General features: G+C 62.1%; 20 protein-coding genes and 2 tRNA genes. 7 read left to right on the top strand and 15 right to left on the bottom strand.

The genetic code is table 11. The annotated features are described in order from the left end of the window. Together xth and FJ972_RS16170 are read left to right on the top strand one after the other, a co-directional pair. Nucleotides 1-795 (top strand): exodeoxyribonuclease III, encoded by a 795-nt coding sequence (xth, locus tag FJ972_RS16175; RefSeq protein ID WP_140495757.1) that lies wholly within the window; start codon nucleotides 1-3, stop codon nucleotides 793-795. Between the two features lie 64 nt (nucleotides 796-859). Then, nucleotides 860-1,177 (top strand): hypothetical protein, encoded by a 318-nt coding sequence (locus FJ972_RS16170; protein WP_140521039.1) that lies wholly within the window; start codon nucleotides 860-862, stop codon nucleotides 1,175-1,177. Between the two features lie 36 nt (nucleotides 1,178-1,213). Here FJ972_RS16170 and FJ972_RS16165 read toward each other — a convergent pair whose 3' ends face one another. The 5 genes from FJ972_RS16165 to FJ972_RS16145 all read right to left on the bottom strand — a co-directional run bounded on the left by FJ972_RS16165 (nucleotide 1,214) and on the right by FJ972_RS16145 (nucleotide 9,189). Next, nucleotides 1,214-2,041, bottom strand: coding sequence for a tetratricopeptide repeat protein (locus FJ972_RS16165; protein WP_140517142.1), 828 nt, complete (start codon nucleotides 2,039-2,041; stop codon nucleotides 1,214-1,216). Beyond that, entirely contained in the window at nucleotides 2,028-3,752 is a 1,725-nt protein-coding gene (ilvD, locus tag FJ972_RS16160) for a dihydroxy-acid dehydratase (RefSeq protein ID WP_140495754.1), read from the bottom strand. Before ilvD ends, FJ972_RS16165 begins: the two co-directional genes overlap by 14 nt. A gap of 307 nt (nucleotides 3,753-4,059) precedes the next feature. Further along, on the bottom strand, nucleotides 4,060-5,289 hold the full coding sequence (locus FJ972_RS16155) for an OmpP1/FadL family transporter (protein ID WP_140495753.1): 1,230 nt from the start codon (nucleotides 5,287-5,289) through the stop codon (nucleotides 4,060-4,062). Between the two features lie 359 nt (nucleotides 5,290-5,648). Further along, nucleotides 5,649-8,432: a valine--tRNA ligase gene (locus FJ972_RS16150; RefSeq protein ID WP_140521040.1), complete on the bottom strand. Its 2,784-nt coding sequence runs from the start codon at nucleotides 8,430-8,432 to the stop codon at nucleotides 5,649-5,651. A gap of 259 nt (nucleotides 8,433-8,691) precedes the next feature. Further along, a complete protein-coding gene (locus tag FJ972_RS16145; protein ID WP_140517148.1) occupies nucleotides 8,692-9,189 on the bottom strand; it encodes a MarR family winged helix-turn-helix transcriptional regulator in 498 nt (165 codons plus the stop codon). Nucleotides 9,190-9,232: 43 nt separating this feature from the next. Between FJ972_RS16145 and FJ972_RS16140 the strand changes: the two genes are divergently transcribed. Beyond that, nucleotides 9,233-10,777 (top strand): FAD-dependent oxidoreductase, encoded by a 1,545-nt coding sequence (locus FJ972_RS16140; protein WP_140517150.1) that lies wholly within the window; start codon nucleotides 9,233-9,235, stop codon nucleotides 10,775-10,777. A gap of 193 nt (nucleotides 10,778-10,970) precedes the next feature. On the opposite strand, the gene FJ972_RS16135 is transcribed toward FJ972_RS16140, so the two are convergent. From FJ972_RS16135 to FJ972_RS16120, 4 genes are all read right to left on the bottom strand, one after another. Next, nucleotides 10,971-11,801 carry a PopZ family protein gene (locus tag FJ972_RS16135; RefSeq protein ID WP_140521041.1) on the bottom strand — a complete coding sequence of 277 codons (831 nt, stop codon included), beginning with the start codon at nucleotides 11,799-11,801 and terminating at the stop codon, nucleotides 10,971-10,973. Nucleotides 11,802-12,059: 258 nt separating this feature from the next. Continuing rightward, nucleotides 12,060-13,439, bottom strand: a complete 1,380-nt coding sequence (locus FJ972_RS16130; protein WP_140521260.1) for a TolC family outer membrane protein — start codon at nucleotides 13,437-13,439, stop codon at nucleotides 12,060-12,062. 178 nt (nucleotides 13,440-13,617) lie between these two features. Next, nucleotides 13,618-14,286, bottom strand: coding sequence for a protein-L-isoaspartate O-methyltransferase family protein (locus FJ972_RS16125; RefSeq protein ID WP_140495747.1), 669 nt, complete (start codon nucleotides 14,284-14,286; stop codon nucleotides 13,618-13,620). Nucleotides 14,287-14,376: 90 nt separating this feature from the next. After that, nucleotides 14,377-14,450, bottom strand: a tRNA-Cys gene (locus tag FJ972_RS16120). A gap of 220 nt (nucleotides 14,451-14,670) precedes the next feature. Between FJ972_RS16120 and FJ972_RS16115 the strand changes: the two genes are divergently transcribed. Continuing rightward, on the top strand, nucleotides 14,671-14,922 hold the full coding sequence (locus FJ972_RS16115) for a hypothetical protein (RefSeq protein ID WP_140495746.1): 252 nt from the start codon (nucleotides 14,671-14,673) through the stop codon (nucleotides 14,920-14,922). 55 nt (nucleotides 14,923-14,977) lie between these two features. Here FJ972_RS16115 and FJ972_RS16110 read toward each other — a convergent pair whose 3' ends face one another. Beyond that, a complete protein-coding gene (locus FJ972_RS16110) occupies nucleotides 14,978-15,238 on the bottom strand; it encodes a hypothetical protein (protein WP_140495745.1) in 261 nt (86 codons plus the stop codon). 220 nt (nucleotides 15,239-15,458) lie between these two features. Between FJ972_RS16110 and FJ972_RS16105 the strand changes: the two genes are divergently transcribed. After that, a tRNA-Asn gene (locus FJ972_RS16105) sits at nucleotides 15,459-15,533 on the top strand. Between the two features lie 450 nt (nucleotides 15,534-15,983). On the opposite strand, the gene FJ972_RS16100 is transcribed toward FJ972_RS16105, so the two are convergent. The 3 genes from FJ972_RS16100 to FJ972_RS16090 form a co-directional block, all read right to left on the bottom strand. Beyond that, complete coding sequence (locus FJ972_RS16100; RefSeq protein WP_140495744.1) at nucleotides 15,984-16,670, bottom strand: ABC transporter permease; 687 nt, start codon at nucleotides 16,668-16,670, stop codon at nucleotides 15,984-15,986. A 1-nt stretch (nucleotide 16,671) separates the two neighbouring features. Continuing rightward, nucleotides 16,672-17,394, bottom strand: coding sequence for an ABC transporter permease (locus tag FJ972_RS16095; protein WP_140495743.1), 723 nt, complete (start codon nucleotides 17,392-17,394; stop codon nucleotides 16,672-16,674). Between the two features lie 74 nt (nucleotides 17,395-17,468). Next, nucleotides 17,469-18,254 (bottom strand): transporter substrate-binding domain-containing protein, encoded by a 786-nt coding sequence (locus tag FJ972_RS16090; protein ID WP_140495742.1) that lies wholly within the window; start codon nucleotides 18,252-18,254, stop codon nucleotides 17,469-17,471. Between the two features lie 552 nt (nucleotides 18,255-18,806). Here FJ972_RS16090 and FJ972_RS16085 point away from each other — a divergent pair. Together FJ972_RS16085 and FJ972_RS16080 are read left to right on the top strand one after the other, a co-directional pair. Continuing rightward, nucleotides 18,807-20,102 carry an amidase gene (locus FJ972_RS16085; RefSeq protein ID WP_181173484.1) on the top strand — a complete coding sequence of 432 codons (1,296 nt, stop codon included), beginning with the start codon at nucleotides 18,807-18,809 and terminating at the stop codon, nucleotides 20,100-20,102. A gap of 152 nt (nucleotides 20,103-20,254) precedes the next feature. Next, a complete protein-coding gene (locus tag FJ972_RS16080) occupies nucleotides 20,255-21,259 on the top strand; it encodes a LysR substrate-binding domain-containing protein (RefSeq protein ID WP_140521043.1) in 1,005 nt (334 codons plus the stop codon). A gap of 6 nt (nucleotides 21,260-21,265) precedes the next feature. Here the strand turns inward: FJ972_RS16080 and FJ972_RS16075 are convergent, their stop codons facing one another. Together FJ972_RS16075 and FJ972_RS16070 are read right to left on the bottom strand one after the other, a co-directional pair. Next, on the bottom strand, nucleotides 21,266-22,291 hold the full coding sequence (locus FJ972_RS16075) for an aminotransferase class V-fold PLP-dependent enzyme (protein WP_224671531.1): 1,026 nt from the start codon (nucleotides 22,289-22,291) through the stop codon (nucleotides 21,266-21,268). Between the two features lie 121 nt (nucleotides 22,292-22,412). Then, on the bottom strand, nucleotides 22,413-23,414 hold the full coding sequence (locus FJ972_RS16070) for an ornithine cyclodeaminase family protein (RefSeq protein ID WP_181173483.1): 1,002 nt from the start codon (nucleotides 23,412-23,414) through the stop codon (nucleotides 22,413-22,415). Between the last annotated feature and the right edge of the window lie 55 nt (nucleotides 23,415-23,469).

The raw sequence follows: 23,469 nt of genomic DNA, 5'->3' as shown, positions 1-23,469 counted from the left end.
ATGAAGATCGTCACCTGGAACATCAACGGCATTCGCGCCCGCATCGGCAATCTCACCCATTGGCTGACCGAAAGCGCCCCCGACATCGTCTGCCTGCAGGAGATCAAGACGGTCGACGAGCAGTTCCCGCGCGCCGAGATCGAGGCGCTTGGCTACAATGTGGAAACCCACGGCCAGAAGGGTTTCAACGGCGTCGCCCTGCTGTCGAAATTGCGCTTCGACGAGGTCATCAGAGGTCTGCCCGGCGACGACGCCGACGAGCATGCGCGCTTCATCGAAGGCGTGTTCTCGACCGACAAGGGCGCATTGCGCGTCGCCTCGCTCTATCTGCCGAACGGCAATCCGATCGATGACGAGAGGAAATTCTCCTACAAGCTGTCCTGGATGGCACGGCTGGAGCGCTGGGCCGAGGAGCGGCTGAGGCTGGAGGAAGCCCTGGTGCTGGCCGGTGACTACAACGTCATTCCCGAACCTGTCGACGCGAAGTTCCCGGAGAACTGGCTGAATGATGCGCTCTTCCAGCCGCAGACGCGGCAGGCGTTCCGCAGGTTGAAAAATCTCGGCTTCACCGAAGCGGTGCGTTCGGTCACCGATGCGGGCGACACCTTCACCTTCTGGGACTACCAGGCCGGCGCCTGGCAGAAGAACAACGGCATCCGCATCGACCACCTGCTGCTGTCGCCCGAGGCCGCCAACCGGTTTTCATCGGCCTCGATCGAAAAGCATGTGCGCGCCTGGGAAAAACCGTCCGACCACGTGCCGGTGGCCATCGATCTCGATTTGCTGCCGGCCTGAGGGAGACCCCGGGCCCGCGCTGGACCTCGTATCGCCACAATCAGGCGCATGATGGGAGATCATCATGGCGGCTGGGGTTCCCATGACCATACGACTTGTCCTTTGTCCGATCGGCCTGGCATTCGCTGTCGCCGTCCCTGCGGCGGCTTTCGCCGCCGAGGAATGTCTTGCCAATGGAAAATCCTACCCGGTCGGCCAGGTCGCCTGTCTGACGATCGCCGACAAGAACCACCTCGCCCGCTGCGAGATGGTGCTCAACAACACCTCATGGACGAAAGTCGGGGACAGCTGCCCGGCAGACAGGCTGGCGCCGCACCGGCGGATGACGCCGATCTCGGCGCCGGCTCCCAGCATGGTGCCGCCGGAGCCGACCGAGAATTAATGTCTGATTAGCGATCTCCTCGTGGGGAGATCATCCTTACTGATCGGCGCTGTTGCCCTTGGTCAGGATGTCGTCAGCGAGCGAGATCGCTGTGCGGCGGTCGGCTTCGCCGGCGGCGGCAAAGGCCTCCTCCTGCATGCCGCGGATCCAGGGCTGGTCGGCGGGCGCCGCACGTTCGAGTGCTGCCGTCATCATCGCCAGGCCGCGCACGATCTTGCCGCTCTGGAACAACAGATGGCCAAGCGTCGCCTGCGCGCCGGCATGGCCTTTTTCGGCGGCGAGCTGGAACCAGCGCCCGGCCTGCTTGACGCTGGCCTTCACGCCGCCCTCGCCCTTCAGGAACATCTGCCCCATCTCGAACTGGGCATTCGGGTTGCGGTAGTTGGCGGCGGCGCGCATGTAATATTCCTGGGCCGCCACTTCGTTCTCGGTCACCGGGCTGCCGGGAATGCCCTTGCGCAAATAGTCGCCCAGCGCCACCAGCGCGTCGGAAACGTAGCTTTCTTCCGGTGAGCCGGGCTCGACGTCCTGATCGACGATCTCCGAGAAGAACTTGAACGCCTCGTAATCGTCGCGCGCCACGCCGTCACCCTCGGCATACATGCGGGCAAGCTTCCAGGTAGCGCCGATCTGGCCGTTCTCGGCGGCGTATTTATAGGCCTCCGCGGCCTGTTCCTTGTGGCCGTTCTTGTAGGCGGAGAAACCGAACTGGAACACCGCCCAGGGGCTCGACTGCGGCTTCACGCCGGTCTTGTCGTCGAACACCTTGTCGTCGAAGGCCATGGCCTGGCCGACGGCGCCAAAGATCGCTAACGCGACCAGTGCCGGAAGGACAGACGACCTCAACAACTCAGATGTCCGCATAGCAGTGTGTTTCTTTCGCACCGCCCGGATGGGTGACTGCGCCGTCGCGGGCGGAACCTACCGTCTGTGCGTATTTCCATATCGCGCCGGACTGATAGTCGGTCGTGCGCGCCTTCCAACTCTTTGCCCTCGCAGCCAGTTCCCTATCGGACAACGCCACATCGATCGTGCCGTTCACGGCATCTATAGAGATCACATCGCCGTCCCGGATGAGGCCGATCGGACCGCCAACGGCTGCCTCCGGCCCGACATGGCCGATGCAGAAGCCGCGCGTCGCGCCCGAGAAACGGCCGTCTGTGATCAGCGCCACCTTGCCACCCATGCCCTGGCCGTAGAGTGCCGCCGTCGTCGACAGCATCTCGCGCATGCCCGGTCCGCCGCGCGGCCCTTCGTAGCGGATGACGAGAACTTCGCCTTCCCGGTAGTTGCGATGCGTCACCGCTTCGAAACATTCCTCTTCCGAATCGAAGCAGCGCGCTGGGCCGGAGAACTTCAACTCCGTCATGCCCGCGACCTTCACGATCGCGCCTTCGGGGGCAAGGTTTCCCTTCAAGCCCACGACACCGCCGGTTTGGGTAATAGGTCTGTCGGCCGGGCGGACCACATCCTGGTGTTCATTCCAGGCAATATGCTCCATATTTTCGGCCAAAGTGCGGCCAGTGACCGTCAGGCAATCGCCATGCAGGTAGCCGTGGTCGAGCAGCGTCTTCATCAACAGCGGAATGCCGCCGGCCTCGAACATGTCCTTGGCGACATATTTGCCGCCGGGCTTGAGGTCGGCGATGTATGGCGTCTTCTCGAAAATCCGGGCGACATCGAACAGGTCGAACTTGATGCCGGCCTCATGCGCTATGGCCGGCAAATGCAGCGCCGCATTGGTCGAGCCGCCGGTGGCCGAAACCACCGTCGCCGCGTTCTCCAGTGCTTTCAGCGTGACGATGTCGCGCGGCCGGATGTTCCTGGCGATCAGTTCCATGATCTTTTCGCCGGAGGCGAAGTTGAAACGATCGCGCATTTCATAAGGCGCCGGCGCGCCGCAGGAATAGGGCAGTGCCAGACCGATCGCCTCGGCCACGGTCGCCATCGTGTTGGCGGTGAACTGGGCGCCGCAGGAGCCGGCCGAGGGACAGGCGGCCTGCTCGATTTCAAGCAGTTCGGCATCGCCGATCGTGCCGACCGAGTGCTGGCCGACCGCTTCGAACACATCCTGCACGGTGATCTGGCGGCCGCGGTAGCTGCCGGGCAGGATCGAGCCGCCATAGATGAAGATCGACGGCACGTTGAGCCGCACCATGGCCATCATCATGCCGGGCAGCGACTTGTCGCAGCCGGCGAGCCCGACCAGCGCGTCGTAGCAATGGCCGCGCATGGTGAGCTCGACCGAATCGGCGATGACCTCGCGCGACACCAGCGACGACTTCATGCCCTGGTGGCCCATGGCGATGCCGTCGGTGACGGTGATGGTGCAGAATTCGCGCGGCGTGCCGTTGGCGGCCGCGACGCCCTTCTTGACCACTTGCGCCTGGCGCATCAGCGAAATGTTGCAGGGCGCCGCTTCGTTCCAGCAGGAGGCGACGCCGACCAGCGGCTGTGCGATCTCGGCCGCCGACAGGCCCATGGCATAGAGATAGGAGCGATGCGGCGCACGCGCCGGACCGACGGTCACATAGCGGCTGGGGAGCTTAGCCTTGGAGATGACTTTGGCGTCCATACTCTTCCTTGCCCCACATCTTCCTCGCAAGAGGGCGGTGCGGCCTGCTCCCATCGCCGAGCCTTTTGGCGCGTGTCCCGAGACAAGATCGAGGTGCGCCGGGTTTATGGCGGGAAATGGGCAATTTCGTCGGCCTGACTTCTAGCGCAGGGGTTGTTCAGAAAGTGTTGCCAAAACATCACAACGACACGAGGCGGAGCTGGTGCGGTTTATCTGCAACGCAGCCCTGGGGCCGACAGGCTCGGCCACAGCCCCGGAACGAAAAAGGCCGGGCATTGCCCGGCCTTTCATTTGATTTTACAGAGACTTAGAACTTGATCTTCACACCACCAGAGATCGCCGTGATCAGATCATTCCCGAAATCATAGCTGGCATCCTCGCCTGCAACATAGCCGTTCTCACCAGCCAATGTCCCCGAGTGGCCGCTGGTCAAAACGCCGACCGCTCCAGCGAGCCGCACTTCGATGTTGGGCTGCGGCGTATAGGCGACGCCGCCGCCCAGGGTCCACGTATCGGTCTGCGCACCATAGCCATGCGAGGTGCCACGATCCCAGGTCAATTGACCGGCGGCACTCCATTGATCATTGAACTTGTGGCCGATACCACCTGAAACGGTCCAGCCGTCACGATACATCAGGTCGAGCGACGTCACCTGACCCGGGCCGTTCGTGAAGCAAGCCGCCCCAGGCGCAATTGTTGGACAGATCGGAACGCTCTGCAGCACGCTCCAGTTGACCCACTTGATTGAGCCGAAGGCCAGCCAGTCAGGCGCAATACCGGACTGCAGTTTCAGTTCCAGCGAATCCGGCATCGACTCCTCTGCGCCATAGATCGGCCGAGAACCTCCAAGAATAGCTGGTAAGGTGAGTGTGCCCGAAATGTTGTCTAGCTTGACTTTCGAATTGTAGACCAAGCTGGCGCGGAGCGCGATATCAGGGATTTCGTAGGCAACGCCGGCGCGCCAGCCCCAACCGTTAGCCTCCAGATCGACACGACCAAGCAGCGGTTGTCCGAGGGGAGTAAAACCGACCAAGCTTTCCTTGAAGCCTGAAATGTCCTGATAGAACAACCCGCCGATAAAGCGGAGCTGGCCCTTGCCAGCATCAAACTTGTAGGAACAGGTGCCGGCGTAATTGTTGCTCTTGATATCAGTCTCGACGTTAGAAAGCGCTCCGTTCCACATACCTGGTGCGGTATGCGCGCCCCAAGGCTGCGAATAATCGACCATGCAGTCGACGCCCTGCACAACCTGGGCCTTCATTCCTATGCGCGGTACCCAATAGCCCTCGGCTCCGTCGGCCGAGGTACCAAGGCCGAGATTGGCTCCGCCGGGACCACGCGCATTCTCGTACTTACGGTCCGGCATCACATAGGTCGCTTCCGCGTCCGTCGCGAACGGCGCCGGATCAAACAGCAGGTCGATATCGTAGCCGCCACGTTCCAGGCCGCCGGCATGTGCCGAGCTCATTGCCGTCCCCAGCAAAGCCAGCGAAAAGCACCCTGCCCCCAGCAGTGCTTTCAAACGCAGATTGTTCATGGATGTCCTCCCCGAATAGTCAGTGCATCCAGCTAGAACCAATTCGGGTTAACGGTGCAACAACGAATTCTTGGGGCGTACATGTACATGTCCACCGGACGCATTCCGGACAAAATGCAGACCAGCGCAGCGAGGCAGAAAAACGGTTCGCCGGGCGTGTCTCACTCAGAAAAACGGGAGAAAATCGGCCAAAAAGGCCAAAAATAATCAGTTTTGAGCAGTCGAATGCCCCATTGTTACATTATGGCAACAATGGGGCGAAAACTTCCGTTTACGTCAACATTAACGCTACGGAATGCCGGTTTCGAGGCAAAAAGCCACCCCATTTTAGAGGGCCCTAAAGTCTCCCGAATCTGCCCTCAACCCGCTTCGCGAACCCTGGCCAGCGCCACCGAAAGCTTGCCCTGCGCCTCGCGGTATTCGGCCAGCTTTTCACGCTCGGCTTCCACGATCTCGGCCGGCGCGCTGGCGACGAATCTTTCGTTCGACAGCTTCTTGTGCAGGCGTGCGATCTCCTCGGTCACCTTGGCCAGTTCTTTCTGCAAGCGCGCGGCCTCGGCGGCGAGATCGATCAGGCTGCCGAGCGGCAGGCAGACCGTTGCCTCGTTGAGCACGATCTGCGCCGAGCCCTTGGGTGCGGCGTCAACCTGCGAGATGTCGCCGACGCGCGCCAGCCGCTTGATCGCGGCGGCGTGGCGCCCCAGCCGTTCGCGGGTAAGCGTGTTGGCTCCGATCACCATCAGCGGCGCGATGGCTGCCGGCGGCACGTTCATTTCCGAACGCACGGAACGAATGCCGGAGACGAGATCAACCAGCCAGTTGATGTCGGCGGCCGCTTCAGCGTCTTCGAAATCCGGCGACGGCCACGCGGCATGGCAAAGCAGCGAAGCGCGCTCCTTGCCCTCGCCCGCGGTCTGCGCCCAAAGTTCCTCGGTCATGAACGGCATCATCGGATGCAGGAGCTTGTAGATTTCGTCGAGCACGAAGGCGACGCAGGCGCGGCTTTCGGCCTTGGCCGCCTCGTCCGTGCCCATGAACACCGGCTTCAGCAGCTCCAGATACCAGTCGCAGAACAGGTTCCAGACGAAGCGGTAGGCCGCCCCCGCCGCCTCGTTGAAGCGATATGAGGTGATGCCGTCCGTGACCTCTCGCGCGGCGCGCGTCAGCTCGGTCAGGATCCAGCGGTTGACCGCCAGCTTGGCGTCGTTCAGCCAGAAATCGTCGTTGCGCGCGACTTCGTTCATCTCGGCGAAGCGCGTCGCGTTCCAAAGCTTGGTGCCGAAATTGCGGTAGCCGGCAATGCGCGCCGGGTCGAGCTTCACGTCACGCCCCTGCGCCGCCATCACCGTCAGCGTGAAGCGCAGCGCGTCGGCGCCATATTCGTCGATGAGGTCGAGCGGGTCGACGACGTTGCCTTTCGACTTCGACATCTTCTGCCCGTTCTTGTCGCGCACCAGCGCGTGCATGTAGACGGTGTGGAACGGCTCCTCGTCCATGAAGTGCAGGCCCATCATCATCATGCGCGCGACCCAGAAGAAGATCAGGTCGAAGCCGGTCACCAGCACGTCGGTCTGGTAGTAGGTTTTCAGCTCCGGCGTCTCATCCGGCCAGCCCAGCGTCGAGAACGGCCACAGCGCCGAAGAAAACCAGGTATCGAGCACGTCCTCGTCACGGGTCAGGATTTCGCCCGGCTGGAAATTCTCGAGCTTGTCCTCGACCCAGGCCTTCCAGGGTCCTTCGAGCGCCAGATAATATTCGATCGCGGCACTCAGCGCCTCTTCCTCCGTCTTCTCGACGAAGACGCGCCCGTCCGGCCCATACCATGCCGGAATCTGGTGGCCCCACCAAAGCTGGCGCGAGATGCACCAGGGTTCAATGTTCTCCATCCACTGGAAGTACGTCTTTTCCCAATTCGCGGGTATGATCTTGGTACGCCCCTCGCGCACCGAGGCGATCGCCGGCTTGGCCAGTTCGGCGGCGTTTGCATACCACTGCTCGGTCAGGAACGGCTCGATCGGCACGCCGCCGCGATCACCATGCGGCACGGCGTGGCGATGCGGCTCGACCTTGTCGAGGAAGCCGCCTTCTTCCATCAATTCGACGATCCTCTTGCGCGCGACAAAGCGGTCAAGGCCGTTGAGTTCATCCCAGACGGCTTGGCGCTCCGGCGTCACCTCGAGCCCGGCGAGGAAATCCTCGTTGTCCCTGAGGTTTACCGCCGCCTCGACGGTGAGGATATTGATCGCCGGCAGCTTGTGGCGCTTGCCGACCTCGAAGTCGTTGAAGTCATGCGCCGGCGTTATCTTAACCGCGCCAGAGCCCTTCTCGGGGTCGGAATACTCATCCGCCACCACGGGAATCTTGCGGCCGACGATCGGCAGGACGACATTCTTGCCGACCAGGTGCCGGAAGCGCTCGTCGTCCGGATGCACGGCGACGGCCGTATCGCCCAGCATCGTCTCGGGGCGCGTCGTCGCCACGATGATGAAGGTCTTCGGGTTTTCCGGATCGAAGGCCACGCCTTCGACGGGATAGCGGAAGTGCCAGAGATTGCCGTTGACCTCCTGCTGCTCGACCTCGAGATCGGAGATCGCGGTGAGCAGCTTGGGATCCCAGTTCACAAGGCGCTTGTCCTTGTAGATCAGGCCTTCCTTGTAGAGCGTGACGAACACTTCGAGCACGGCCTTGGACAGGCCTTCGTCCATGGTGAAGCGTTCGCGCGACCAGTCGGCCGAGGCGCCGAGCCGCTTCAGCTGGTTGAGGATCGCGCCCCCGGATTCGGCTTTCCACTCCCACACTTTCTCGATGAACTGTTCACGGGTGAGGTCGCGGCGATGGATCTGCTTTTCCATCAACTGCCGCTCGACCACCATCTGCGTGGCGATGCCGGCATGGTCCATGCCCGGCTGCCACAGCACGTTCTTGCCGCGCATGCGCTCGAAGCGAACGAGAATATCCTGCAACGTGTTGTTGAGCGCGTGGCCCATATGCAGCGAGCCGGTGACGTTGGGCGGCGGGATGACGATGGTGAAGGCCTCGGCCCCCTCCTCGGCGCCGGCGCCGGCGCGAAACGCGTCGGCCTCTTCCCACACCTTGGCAATCTTCGGTTCGACGGTTTTGGCGTCGTAGGTCTTTTCAAGCATGGGAAAATGGTCCGCGCTGTCGGATTTTTGCTGGTCCGGTGTAAATCGGAAGGCTTTGACCGAGTCAACCGTAGGGGCCGCCTCGGCAACCGGCACAACAGAAAGAGGATCACCGTTCAGATAGTGTCTGTCCCGTATGCGACAATCCCTGGTGGCGTCGGCACTGTCACCGGCTCCAGCCGGAGAGGCATTGCACGCCTACGCCGCCCAATCCCAAATGCCAGCTCGGGTCGTACGAAACGAGGAATAGTGCGACGTCTCAGGACGCGCTGGAGTCCTCTGGTTTTTCTTTCAAAGCTTCGGCGAACTTGCGCATGAGCCGCACGAGTTCGTCGATGTCGTGTGCGTCCCAGCTTTCGAAAACGGCGCGAGCGTTTCTCTCTCGTGCTGCGTCGATCTTGTCGGTCATCGCCTTGCCCTTTGGCGTGACGACAGCCTCATTCACGCGGCGGTCTGTCTCGCTCTGCCGGCGCACGGCCAGGCCAAGGCTTTCGAGCTTCGCCACCTGACGGCTGACAGTGGTGTAATCGCGGCCAGCCCGGTCGGCGAGGTCCACTATCCCTATCGGCCCAAGCCGCTCTATCCCGACCAGCAGAGGAAACAGTGCGCGGTCGAGCGCAATTCCGGCCTCCTTTACCATCTGCTCATCGCGCTGAGGCCGGTTCATAAGGCTGGCAATCTCGATCAGCGCTCCGTGGAGTTCACGAATCTGATGACTCCCAATATGTGTATTTTTCACGCTTTTCATTGACAGCACTCCGACTCTCCATTATGTGCATTTTACACACAAGGAGATCGACATGACAAACGGTTTTGCGGCAGATGTGCTCATCTGCGGCGCAGGAGCGGCTGGCCTGACGCTGGGGATCGAGCTTGCACGGCGCGGTATATCCTTCCAGCTCATTGAGAAGATGAGCGAACCCTTCCGTGGCTCGCGCGGCAAGGGCATCCAGCCGAGGACACAGGAGATTTTCGAAGATCTTGGCATTCTCGACAGGGTCGTTGCCGCAGGCGGCGTCTATCCGCCGATGCGCGTGTATGGCGATGACGGCAGCTATATCGAAAAGGACACCGGCGAGCGCCCCGATCCGACGCCGGCAGAGCCTTACGCCATCGCGCTAATGATTCCGCAATTCCTCACCGAGCGGATCATGCGAGAGCGGCTGGCAGAACTAGGCCATAGGGTCGAGTACGGATGTGAGTTGGTTGGGTTCGAGCAAGGTGAGAACGGTGTCATGGCACGTCTTGCGGGGCCGAATGGCGAGCAAACCGTTCGCGCACGCTATCTTGTCGGGGCGGACGGCGGGCACAGCTTCGTGCGCGGCGCGCTCGGCTTGAATTTCCCCGGCAAGACGCTGGGCGTGCGTGCGGTCGTGGCGGATGTGCTGTTGACCGGGCTGGACCGCGATGCGTGGCACCAGTTCAACGACGGTGACATGGAGCGAATGGTCGCGATTTGCCCGCTCGCCGGAACCGATCTCTTCCAGATTCAGGCACCCATTCTGCTGGACGGCGAAGTGGACCTCTCAGCAGAACAGCTGGGGCGCTTGATTAATGAGCGGACCGGCCGCGGCGACGTGCGGGTGGATTCGGTCGCCTGGGCGTCGGCCTACCTGATGAACGCCCGGCTTGCCGATCGCTACCGGGTCGATCGGGTATTCCTCGTTGGCGATGCAGCTCATATCCATCCGCCAACCGGCGGCCAGGGCCTGAACACCAGCGTGCAGGATGCCTATAATCTGGGCTGGAAACTTGCCGCCGTCCTCGACGGCGCGGATGATTGCCTGCTCGACACCTATGAGCAGGAACGACGTCCGGTCGCAGAATCGGTTCTCGGCCTTTCGACCCGGCTGCTCGACACCCAGAAACAGGGTGGAATGCACCGCGGCCGCGAGGTGCGCCAGCTCGATATCGCCTATCCGGAATCGCCGCTCTCCAGGGAAATGGCCGAACGCAGCAGCGGCCCGCACGCGGGGGACCGCGCGCCGGATGCCCAAATCAGGGGCGCGGCGGGGCAACCATGGCGACTGTTCCAATTGCTGCAAGGGCCGCATTGGACACTGCTTGTTCATCAAGCCGGGAGAGAGACGGTTGGGCCACTCAAGGGGCTGCATGTCCACCACATCGGCCCGCAAGGCGATGTCATCGATGCCTGGGGACACCTTCGCGATGCTTATGCACTGGCACCGGGCGAGTGTGTGCTGATCCGGCCGGACGGATATATCGGTGTGATGGCGATTCTTGATGCAGACCGAACCGCGAAGCTCGAAACCTATTTGGCCCGCATGGGCCTAGTCCAACCCGGAGAAGACCCGAAAGACTGCCGAGATATGTTCGAACAATGAGGTTGGCGGGCTCTATGCTTGGGTCGGGCCTATATGAAGCGTGGAGCGGCGTGGTCGTGGCAATCGCCATCATCGGAGCTATTATTGCGGCCACCGCCTCCTTCGACGTGCCGATCCTGAGATTACCGTGCCTGCGCCAGGGTGAAGGCGCAGCGGTGTCCAACTAGCCACCTAAGGCGACCCGGGAAAATCATTACGCGCCGCGCGCCACGCGCTCGATCTCCTCGCGCACCAGGCGCTCGACCAGCGTTGGCAGGTTGTTGTCCAGCCAGTCCTGCAGCATCGGCCGCAGCATCTCCTCGGCCATCTCGTCGAATGTCTTCTTGCTGCGGCTGGCAAAGGCGTCGGAGAGTTCGCCAAAGGCCGCGGCGACCTGCCGGCCCGTATGCTCGGAAAGGATTGCCGGACGGGCCGCAGGCGTTTCATCCGCCGCCTTGCGCGCCTCGTCGGTGCTCGCCGGGGCGGCGATCGAAGGGGTCCGCTCGAACGCCGGCTCCGGCATCGGCTCGTCCACCGGCGCTTCGGGCTGAACAACCGGCTTGCGAATGCCTGGTATCGCCTTCGCCTGCTCGCCGACCGCTGCGATCTCGCGGCGCCAATCGGCGACGATGGCATCGCTTGCCGCACCGGCCTCGGGCGTCGCGGGCCTGTCGGTCCTTTCGGCGGGCAGCGGCTCGGCGGCGATCCGGGCGCTCACCTCGGCAAGCGTCATCGACGCCCTTGGTGCCACGGGATCGGTTCGCTCCGGCGCTTCCATGCGCGCGACCGTTGGTTCGGCCGCCGATGTCTGTGCCTGCACCTCCGCCAGCGTGACCGGCTTCCTGACCTCGGGAGCGGCATGCAATTCGGCGCGGAGCGCATCGACGTCGGGAGCAGCGCCCGCCGCCGGCTTCAGATCCTGCCGCAAGTCATCGGCATCGTCCGGCTGCTTGCGGCCGCTGTCGCTGTCCTCGATGATCCTCCTGATGGAAGCCAATATCTCTTCCATGGAAGGTTCGCGCTGTGCGCTGCTTGCCGTTGCCATCGTCACATCCGCCGCCCTTGTGACCTGTTACAGACTTCCGCTCCGGTAAAAGCCGGATTCGAATCATGGCGACAGCGTAACCGACGGAGCGCCGTACGAGAATCCCCATTCTGGGGACATGTGGGATTTCAACAGATTAGCGCAATTCGTCGAAAAGCATGTGACGAGTTGCCGGCGCAGTTGCGCAAACAATGAAGCGACCCGGCGTTTCGATCGAACGCCGGATCGCTTCGAGAGAACTACTCGAATCTGTGGAGTTTAGCGGCCATCCGGCGTGCGCAGGCCGATCCACTTGTCCTTGACGGCATTGTAGTGCTCTTCAGGCCTGTACTTCGTCGCCTGCAGCGCAAGGCGCTCGGCCGAGAGGCGGCCGATCGCCGACAGGATGGCATAACTCGCCACCACAACGTCGTGCTCGGAATTTGCCTGGTTGATCTTGGCGGTGATGACGGTGGCCTGCGCGTTGAGCACATCCAGCGTGGTGCGCTGGCCGACATTGCGTTCCTCGATGACACCGTTCAGCGCCAGTTGAGCGGCGTCGATCACCTGCCTGTTGGCAGCGACGCTCTGCTGCGCGGCGGTGTATTGCGACCACGCCGAGGCGACGGCCTGGCGCACCTGGTCGCGGCTGACGTCGACCTGGATGCGGGCCTCGCCAAGCGATTCCTTGTTCTGTCGCACGACCGCCGAGGTGCGGCCGCCCGAATAGATCGGGATCGTCAGTGTCGCACCGATGTTGGCCGAGGTCGAACCGCCGTTGCTCCCCTGGAGGTCGGGATTGCGATGCAGATAATCCTCCGAAATGCCGGCCGATGCGGAAAGCTGCGGCAGCAATGCGCCCTCGGACGACTTCACCGAAAACGCGGCCGCATCGACCAGATGCTGGGTGGCGAGGATCGCCGGATGCTCGGCCGAGGCGATGGCTATCGCCGAATCGAGGCTCGGCGGCAGCAGCCTGGCCAATGGCGAGGCAGGCCTGAGCTTGCCCGGCTCGTCACCGACGATCTGGTGATAGCTCGCCGCACTTGCCAGCGCCTGCGCGCGGGCGGCGCTGAGCGACGCCACGGCGGAAGCGCGCGACGCATCGGCCTGCGCAACGTCGGTGCGCGTGCCTTCGCCGACCTCGAACCGTGAGCGCGCGGCGCGCGCCTGCTCGGTCAGGAACTGCAGATTCTGCTCCGTCAGCACCGCGATCTGCCGGTCGCGAATCACGTCCATATAGGCCGTGGCCGCGCTCAACAGCGTGTTCTCCTCGGTGTTGCGCAGGCTTTCGACGGATGCCTTGACCCGCGATTCGGCTGCCGCCACATTGTTTCTCGTCTGGAAGCCGTCGAACAGGTTCTGGTTTATGACGATGCCCACACTGGCCGACCCCGTCTTGACGTTGGCGCCGCTGGCACGGGTATTCACATAATTCGTGTCGGCCGTCCCGGTGATGGTCGGGCGCCAGCCGGACTTGGCGATGGCCACGCTCTCATCGGTGACGCGTACGCCGGCTCGGGAGGCATTCAGCGAGGAATTGTATTGATAGGCCTTTGCAAGCGCGCCGGAGATGGTTTCGGCCGAGGCGGCCAGCGGGGAAAGCGCGGTCGCCGAAACGAGGACGGCGGTGAAAAGTGACTTGCGTAGAGACGGCACCATTAAACCCTCATTCGTTTTCCATGGGAACCACGCCGCACCGGCTTCTCCTTAGAGAACCGGAGCGGCGTGTCAGAATGTTCCCTGTCGCTCGGCCCAAAGTGCCCCCATTGGGATCAGCAACGATTGTTCAAATGCAAGCGACCATGACAAAGCCTCTGCTGCAAGGCCAAATCATTCAGAATTCGAAAGCATGCTCACGTTCGAACCCGGGTAGTGGCTTAATTGCCGCATTAAATGCCCGTCTACCGGTTACAACCCCCCCTGCTTTGAAAAAAAGCCGCGCCACGCCGGAATTGCCCTGCCCTTCGACCGCGACGAGGCGGCCGCCTTCGGCGAGCTGGTCGAGCAGCGCCGCCGGCACTTTGCCGACGCTGCCGCCGACGAAGACGACATCGTAGGGCGCCTTGGCGGCATATCCCTGCGGCAGCGGGCCCTGGACCACGGTCACATTGCCGCAGCCCAGCGATGAGAGCACCGACTTTGCGGTTTCGGCCAGCGCCGAATCACTTTCAAGCGCCACCACGGAGCCCGCCAGTCGCGACAGGATGGCCGAGGCATAGCCGGTGCCGCAGCCGACATCGAGGACCGAATCAGCCTGACTGATCTCGGCCAGTTGCATCAGCTTGGCCAACGGCGAAGGCTCCATCAGATATCGCGCGCCGCCGGGGCCGTCCGCGATGCGGATGTCTTCGTCGATGTAGGCGAGATTGCGCTGGCGTTCGTCGACGAAAAGCTCGCGGGGCACGGAAAGCATGGCGTCGAGCAGCGGCGTGCTGGTCACGTCGGTGGTGCGGATCTGGCCATCGACCATCTTGACGCGAAGCTCGGAGAAATCAGCGCTCATGTCCCAACCAATCCGCTTGCCGCGCCACATCGCGGTTCATTTAGACGGGAACGGCGAGCTCCCTGCGCTGACGCGCGGGAGCCCGGAGATTGGAGGCCTCGCCCGGAATCGAACCGGGGTGCAAGGATTTGCAGTCCTCTGCGTAACCACTCCGCCACGAGGCCTCGTTACTCCCGGCGTTCCACCCGGTTCCAATAGGTTGCGGCGAAAAAGCCGTCAAGCGGCGACAATGCATTCGCGACGGTTTCGCCTGCGCCAGTCCTCGCACCCCGCCCTAAATGCGAGACGGGGCGGTTCGAGCTGCGTTAGCAAGCCGTTAAGCATGGCGGAGGATCGGGAGAACTCCGCGCACCGGGCTGCGTTGAGGCCGAGGAGGACTGCGCCATGCAGCTGGCCAAACCGGACGAGTCGACCAACAACGCGGACAGCTCGCCGCTGCTGGGGTGCGAGGAGCTGGTGCGCTACGCCATGGATTGCCTCAAGATAGAAGGCACCGGCCGGCTTTCACCGCGCGACCGCGCGCGCCTTGCCTCGGCTTCCGCCGTCCTGAAGGAAATCAGCGAGGATCTGAGAGCAGGCCAGCAGGACGCCCCGGAGGAGGCGAGCACTGGAACGCAGGATAGCGCTGCGATTTGATTCGGGCCCCAAAGGCCGCCGCGACGAAGCCGGGCAAGGTCCCCGGCGTGGCCGATCAATCCGGCCGGCGCCGCCGTTCCCACCAGACGACGAACCGGCGCCGATGGCGGCGCACCATGGCGAATTCGTAGGAGAGCACCAAAAGTCCGAGCGGCACCATCCAGAAACCGAGAATCGGCAAGAACCCCAGAATGCCGCCAATCGTCAAAAGCACGCCGATTGCAATCCTGAGGCCGCGCGAACGCGGCATGGTGAACTTGCGCCCGAAGACCGATATCTTTCGCGCCGGTGCCTGGTTTTCTTCTGCTGCCGTCATCTCGAATGGCTGGTCCGTCTGGTGGTTTGAGGATGTCACTTGACGAAAGCCGCGACCGCGCATTCGGTTCCGCGCCCTCGCAAGACGGCTAATATGAGGACGAACGCCGCCGATTGCGAGAAACGCCTGAGCGAAAAAGTCTCGGAAAAATGCGAAATGGTTCTTTGCAAAGCCGAAAAGGGTTTGCTATAGGCTGCGCCACTCGCATGAGAGCCTCTGTTCCCCGGTAGCTCAGTGGTAGAGCAACCGGCTGTTAACCGGTTGGTCGCTGGTTCGAATCCGGCCCGGGGAGCCACTTAATCCAGAAATGTCTTTAAACCCAAGCACTGCAAGGGTTTCCGCCTCCCAGAGGTACACTGCGGGGTACACTGGGCTATGACGATCGGCGTGAACCACATTCAGAAGCGCGGCAAGGCCGGATGGGGCTACAGGCGCAAAATCCCTGGAGAACTTTGGACCATTTTGGGCACGCGAGAACACCTCGTGCCCGCTTGGTGCCACTTACCAGGAGGCGCTAAAGAAATACCCTGCGGTTCATGCAGAGGCCGAGAAGTTTTTTGTCCGACGCGGTCAAGCGCGCCAACTGCCCCGACAGCGTGGGATCAGTTCCGCGACGAAATAGCCGCTGCTGGCAAAATGGGATTTGGCGAGGTCATCGAAGCGGCGCGATCCTATGGCGAATTCGGCGTGGCCTGAAGATCACGTCGCCTTCCACGCAGCGGCTCGATATGCCGATCCGTTCCGCTCAATGTCGTCGAGCAAGCCGTCTCTCGAAGAAACCAAAGCCGATAGTGATCAATGCCGCCAGCAGGAAATATCCTAGCGCGGCGGCGAACAGAGGCTCGTAGACCCGAAATGTCTGCGCGCGAACGAGGTTCGCCGCACCCATGAGTTCGAACACCGTGATCGTCGACGCCAGTGCGGTCCCCTTCAAAAGCAGGATATTCTGGCCGCCGATCGCCGGCAAAGCCAACCTGAAAGCCTGCGGGAGAAGGACGGAAATCATGATCCGTGTTTTCGACAGGCCAAGCGATTGGCCGGCCTCACGCTGCCCTTCTGGAATGGCCTGTATCGCCCCTCTCCAAATCTCGCCACAGTAGGCCGCGGTGTTCAGGGAAAGGGTAAAAAACGCATAGAAGTCCGCGCCTCGCAAAATGGGCCAGAGCGGGCTGTAGCGGATCGAGGGGATCCCCGAGAGAATTTGGCCGATACCGAAGTAGCAGAGGTAAAGCTGGACCAGGAGCGGGGTCCCCCGGAACGCGAGGATAAACGCAACCGCTGGATATCGCAGCCATTTGCTGTTGGATAGCCGGGCCAGTGCAACCGGGATGGCAAGCAAATTGCCGACCACCGCACAGCCGAGGAACAGGATTATGGTGACCTGGACGCCGGCCAGAAGCTGATTGGCAAGGTAGGCTCCAAACTCAGTCACGCTAGCCCCGCCTCCCGCCACGGACGGTGGCTGTTTCGAGGGCATGGAAAAGCATCGCCGATATGCCGGACATGGCGAGGAACACGAACGCGATCGCGCAATAGAACATGAAGTAATCGCGCGTCGCGCCGGCAGCCATCTTGCCGGCGAGAACGAGCTCGGTAAAACCGATCAGGCTGACCAGTGAGCTTTCCTTCAAAACGACCAGCCACAAATTGCCAAGCCCCGGCAAGGCCAGGGGGACCATTTGCGGCACGGTGACCAGGAAGAAGGTCTGGCGCCGTGTCAGACCGAGTGCATGGGCTGCCTCGACCTGACCTCGCGGGATGGCCACGATCGCGCCGCGCAGGACCTCCGTGCTGTAGCCGCCTTGAACGATCCCAAGCGACAGGGTCGCGGCGACAAACCCATTGACCTGGAATTCGGAAGTCAGTCCCGCCAGGCTCACGGCCCAGCGCAACGCGTCCGTCGCGGTATAGTAGACGAGGAATATGATGAGAATGTCCGGTACGGACCGGATGATTGTCGTATAGGCAACGGCTGCGGAGACCGCCACGCGGTTCTTCGAGATCTTGGCCACCGCACCCATGAGGCCGAGGGTCAGGCCCACGAGATAGGCGCTGATCGAAATTCCAAGGCTCAGGCAAGCGCCAAGAAGCAATTCGTCGCCCCAGCCCTTGTCCCCGAAGCTGAGCAGGGTTGCCCAAGACACGGTCGAGTTCATACAGCGCGTTCCAGTTCAATGAAGATGGCGACGGCCGCCCCGGGCCGGCCGTCCCCTGGGCCTGAACCAGATGATCAATCGCCGTAAATGTTGAAATCGAAATAGCGCTTGGTGATCGTCTCGTACTCGCCGCTGGCGCGCACCGCCTTGAGTGCTGCATTGAGGCGGTCCCTCAGAGCGGTGTCCTCCTTGCGCAGGCCGCCGCCGTCGCCGTATCCAAACATTTTCTCATGCGGCAGCGTCACCTTGATTTCATAAGCTTGGCCCTCCGGCTTCTTCAAGAAATCCTGGATCTGGATGCCTGCCGCAGCCATGAGATCCACGCGTCCGGCCTGGATGTCCGCGATTTCGTCATCGAGTGTTGGATAGATCTTCACTTCGGCAATGCCGTTGAACTTATCCTGCATGTAGGTCGCCTGCAGGCTGGCACTCTGTGCCGCGACCGCAATCCCCTTGAATGTCTCCGGCTTGGTCACGTCGAACTGCCGCGTATCCGCCTTGGCGCCGACAAGCACGTTGGGCGAATAGTAGTACTTGTCGGTGAAATCGATCACCTCCTTGCGCTTGTCCGTGATCGACATCGAGCTCCAGATGACGTCGAACTTCTTGGCCAACAGCGCGGGAATGATGCCGTCCCAGGCGATATCGACGATCTCACATTTCGCCTTCATCTCTTTGCAAACGGCATTCATCAGGTCGATTTCCCAGCCCTGCCAGGTGCCGCTGGCATCCTTGACGGAGAAAGGCGGGTATGGCTCCGCGGCGACACCGAAACGGATGACATCGTCGGCCGCCGACGATGAATTGGCGGCGCCAAATACCGCCACGATCAGTGACAAGGCGAGTGCAAGCTTTTTCATGATTGTTCCCCTTTTTGTTTATGTGGATTTGTATCTTCCGCAATGATGATGCTGGTAGCCGGGCATCTGCCGATCTTTCGACGTCGGCCCGTGGCCAGCCGGCAGCATCGAGCATCGTGGACTGGTTCGGATGTCGGCGATGCGAACTTGGCCATTCGGCTCGGTCGACCTTCTTTCAGGGCGGTGTTTGAAAACGCTAACAGTTCAAATGATCTCGATCTAATGCCCCCTGCCGTGCGGTTCATCACCAATAGTTATGACGATAGCCCCTTCGAGTGGCGCAGTCCGGCGACCGGCAAACGATCGGCGCTCATTGATCGGCGCGTGCGAGGACAGGGCTGAATTGAACGGTTCACGACGCCGCCATTGATCGCGCCTATGAGTTTTCAGCGATAGTCCCGCGCCCACGGGAATAAGCTCGCGACTGTCCACCAAATTTCTGATGTGGCATCGTCGGCTGGTTCCGGGATGGCCGGCCGCAATGCGGTCGGTCCGGTGCGTTCGCTCTAAGGTCGTCATATGAATAGCAGCCCTTGCCGGTCCATCGAGGAGATGAGCGAAAAGATCGCTGCCGGCCTGTCGCCCGTGGAAATCATGGAGGGTTGCCTCGATCGCATCCAGGAACTGAATGAACACATCAAGGCGATGATTTTCGTGGCCGAAGCTGATGCCCTGGACGCCGCGCTTCAGGCCACACGCGAAATCAGATCCGGTCACAGGCGCGGCCCGCTGCATGGCGTGCCGATCGCGGTCAAAGACGTTATCGACGTCAAGGATTGGCCGACAACGGCTGGCTCCCGGTTGTTTCGGGATCACGTCGCGACGGAAACGGCAACATGCATTGCCAATCTTCAGGCGGCCGGCGCCATCATCATCGGCAAGACGAACCTGCACGAACTGTGCGTCGGCGGCCACGACAATCCTTGGCACGGCAAGGTCGCCAACCCGCTTGATCCGGACCGTGGGACAGGTGGCACGAGCAGCGGGTCGGCCGCAGCGGTCGCGGCCGGTTTTTGCCTGGCAGCGGTTGGCACGGACAGCGGCGGGTCAAACCGATCCCCGGCTGCTGCAACCGGCTTGTTCGGTTACAAGCCGACGAATGATCTGATCGCTGTGCAGGGCGTCATGAGCATAGCGCCTTCGCTGGACTGCGTCGGCGTTCTTGCACGCTCGGTCAGGGACGTTCGCCTGATGACCGAGGCGCTTGCCGGAAAACGGCTCGCCCCGTCGGCAAGCGGGGGCAGCAAAACGACAACGAGCATCACGATCGGCATCTGCCCCGAACTGCTTGGCGCTCACGTCGACACGTCAGTCGATATCGCGTTGGCTACCATGCTCGATCGTCCTGAAGTGCGCACGGTCGAGATCACCTTCGACGACAGGGAGGCGTTCGTTGCCGCGGGACTGACAATCCTCCAATGTGAGTTCGCGCGAATCTACCGCAATGCAATCGAGCAGAAGCCGGACATGGTCGGCGACGCGGTTCACTCATTCCTGCAGGGCGGCATTCGCATCCATGCCGGCGCCTATGATAGCGCCATCGAAATCCGTAACGGCGTGCGAGGCCGGTTTCTGGAGAAAATCGCGGGCCTGGACGCTTTTGCCATTCCTACGGCGCCTGGATCGGCGCCGCGGCTTTCCGACGAACTTACCGAGGTGAATGGGGAAATGGTGCCGTGGGGAATGGCCGGCGGCCGCTTCCGCCGCTGGGCAAATATGCTTGGCATGCCGGCGTTGGCTATTCCTTTGCCGGTTCCTGACGGGCTTCCGGTGTCGGTGCAACTGGCCGCAGGTCCGGGTCAGGACGCCGGTTTGCTCGATCTCGCCGAAATGTTGACAGGCAACTGAAATCAGTTCCGCCAAATCGCTGAAAGTTCATAACCTCCAGGAATAAACTTCCTTCGCGCGCCTCTTGGAACATCCGACCCTTCCCATTAATCTTGGCGTTCGCAGCTCGCTGTTTCGGCACAGCGATCAGCTGCCTGGCAAGGTAAGCGGGCATGAAATTTGGCGAAAAGGACACCGTCACGAAGGAGGCAGAGTTTACGCCTCGCGAGATCGAGGTCTTCGCTTCGGTCATGCTGCATGGAACAACCACCAAGGCGGCCGACGCACTTGACATCACGCAGCCGGCTGTCAGCAAGATGCTCCAGCAACTCAGCGAGAAGGCGGATTTCCAGCTGTTCAGGAAAAGCCGGCAGCGGCTGATCCCCACTCCTGAAGCGCACATGCTCTATGCCGAGGTGAAGCGCGTTTTCGAGTCCGCGCGCGGCATCTCGCGCGCCGCGAGGGAGATACGCGAGCTACGAAGTGGCAGGTTGAATATCTGCGCGCTCCCGGCCTTCGGGTCCACGCTGCTGCCATCCATCATCACGAGCTTCTCAAAACAGCATCCATCCGTGTCGATTTCCCTGGATATCCGCAGCTCCGCCACGGTGGTGCAGCGGGCGAGCCGCAATCAGCTCGACATCGGAATAGGCGTAACGGCATCGGACGAGAATTCTTCAATCGTCAGGCGAGCGCTGACAGCGACCCCACCGGTTTGCGTCATGCCGGCGGGTCACCGTCTGGCCGAGCTCGACGTGGTGCAGGCGGAAGATCTCGACGGTCTCGACTTCATCTCGATGGGCTCTGCCGATCCGATGCGGCAGCAGCTCGATGCCTTGTGCGAAGAACGCGGAGTGGGACGTCTGTTGAAGGTAGAGGCCAGCCTGTCCAGTGCGTGCATCGCCCTTGTCGCGTCCGGGGCGGGCGTGAGCGTCGTCGACAGGCTTTCGGCGTGGCTGGCACGCGACCTGCCGATCGAGATCAGGGATTTCCGGCCACGTCTCGATCTGAACCTCAGCGTCTACCGGCCTTGGGGTGTCATTGCATCGACGGCGGCGGACGCCTTCACCGAGCATCTCATCCAGACGACGCGAAGCTTTATGAACGGCGTAGAGGCAGGAATCACCGCCCTGGGTCCTCGCCGCCAGGCCGACAGAACTGTTTTCATTCACCGCTGAAAGCCTCTAGCGGAGCGGCAGGCATTCGAACAGGCGGCCGATATCGGCTTCGTCATTGTAGACATGCGGCGACACGCGCATCTTCGTGCCGCGCAGCGTGACGTGCACGTCAGCCCGCTTCAGCTCTTGTGCCGCATTCGGCGCGAGACGGCCCCCTATGTCGAGGATCGCGATATGGGGCGTTGGGTGTCGCGGACGCGCGACCGGCAGCCCTCTGCTTTCCGCCTGCGCCCAGACAAGCTCATTAAGGTGACGCAGGCGCTCAAACACGCGCCCGACGGTCCAGCCGCGGATGAGCTTCATTGCGGCGATTGCGATGGGCAGGACCGCGAAATCGGAGCGTTCCCCCATGTCGAACCGCCGCGCGCCGGGAAGAAACTCGGCTACGGCCACCTTGTAGAAGTCCGATTTGTCCCCGCCCATCCGGTTCCATGAATGATGCTCCAGAGTGCGCCCCTCTGTGTGCCAACGCCGGTCGGCGTAAAGGAATGCGAGGCGATATGGCCCCAGAAGGAACTTGTAGGTGGCAAAGACGAGAAAGTCCGGTCGGACGCGCCGGACATCGAAGGGTATCGCGCCAACCCACTGGGTTCCGTCAACGACAAGACTGGCGCCCGCTGCCCGTGTGGCGGCGACCACCGCCTCCAGGTCGATCGCCATGCCCTCGAACCAATGCACCAGCGTCCCCGCAACGACCGCGATGGGACGGCTCGAGTCTTGGATTGCCGATACGATCGCGCTGGTCCAGTCGCCGTCGGCTGGTTGCGGGACGATATCAACGCAGGCGCCGGCGCGTTGCGCGAGGTCGTACCAGACATATCTGTGCGAGGTGTGTTCGTTCTCCATCAGAAGGATGGCCGAACCTGCCGCAACCAAAACGTTGGCGGCTGCGATAGCCATGCCATAGCTGGTGGCGGCCACAATGGCGATCTCATCGGCATCGGCGCCCACCATTGATGCGGCGAGCTGCCGCGCCTCTTCCACCTCGTCGTAATAAGAGGCGATGGTCATTTTCCAGGGTTCGGCTTTCACCCTGACGCCGGCCTCGCCGGCCGCGACGGCGGCGGTCGGGATCGGAGACATGTATGCGGCATCCAGATAAGCTGTCTCGCGGGGAATGGAGAAGAGATCTCGTTGGCAGCTCAGCATGGCATCACAACCTGAAATCAATTGAGGTGCCGAGTCCGGCGTTGCGGGCGGAGATATAGACAAGATTGGCAAGCTCGATGTCTTGCGCGGGAACGCCGAGAGACCGGAAAAGCGTGATCTGATCGTCGCCAGTGCGGCCGGGTTTCGCACCTGCCAGCACGTCGCCGACCTCGCCACGGATATGATCGACGCCGATCACGCCGGTTTCAATCGCCTCGATCAGTTCTCCCGCGGCCGTCAGCGCCATAGGCAGGTAGTCGACCCAGATCTGCGCTCTGCGCACACAGTCGAGGTCGAGCTCGCGGCATGAAGCGACGCTCGCCCCGACCGCATTGATATGGACACCAGGCGGAAGCCATTGGCCGCACAGCACCGGCTTTTCGGAAGATGTCGTGGTGCAGATGATGTCGGCCTCGCGAACGGCCTCGCCAGGGTCGCGATGTGCCTTCGCCTGGAATCCGGCGGCTGACTGCTCCTCGGCGAAGTGCTGCGCCTTTGCAAAGTCGCGACCCCAAACATGGATCGCATGGATCGGCCGGACGTCCGCAATAGCCGCGACATGCCGGCGCGCTTGCTCGCCATATCCGAACAGTGTCAGCGTGGTGCTGTCTTCGCGCGAAAGTGCCCTGGTCGCGACAGCACTGGCCGCCGCGGTCCGCCAAGCCGTAAGCTCTCCCCCGTCGATCAAGGCTACAGGCCGTCCATGATCCTTGTCGAACAGGAAGACACCGCCGCGATGAGACGCGAACCCATGCGCGAAATTGTCAGGAAACACGGAAAGCACCTTCGCCCCGAACAGCGGCCGGTCATCCAGCGCAGCATACATAAGCGACAGACAACTCCCGGCCGCACCCGGCAGATCGAGTGTGCGCCTGATCTGCTGGCGCGCCATGCCGCTCGATGTTTTGCGCAGTGCGGCCTCGGTCGCTTCAAGAGCCAGGGATAGGCTCAAAATGTCCCGGATCGCGTTCTTGTCGATCAGGAGGAATTCCGGCTCGCCACTCACCGTGCAGTCTCTTCCATTCCGCGATCCCCGATGCGCCGATAAGCGTAGCATTGCT

Origin of the sequence: Mesorhizobium sp. B2-1-1, from assembly GCF_006442975.2 — a bacterium.
In the GTDB taxonomy this organism is placed as follows: domain Bacteria; phylum Pseudomonadota; class Alphaproteobacteria; order Rhizobiales; family Rhizobiaceae; genus Mesorhizobium.
Note: the sequence above shows the minus strand (reverse complement) of the source record. Positions and strands in the feature narration are given on the sequence as shown.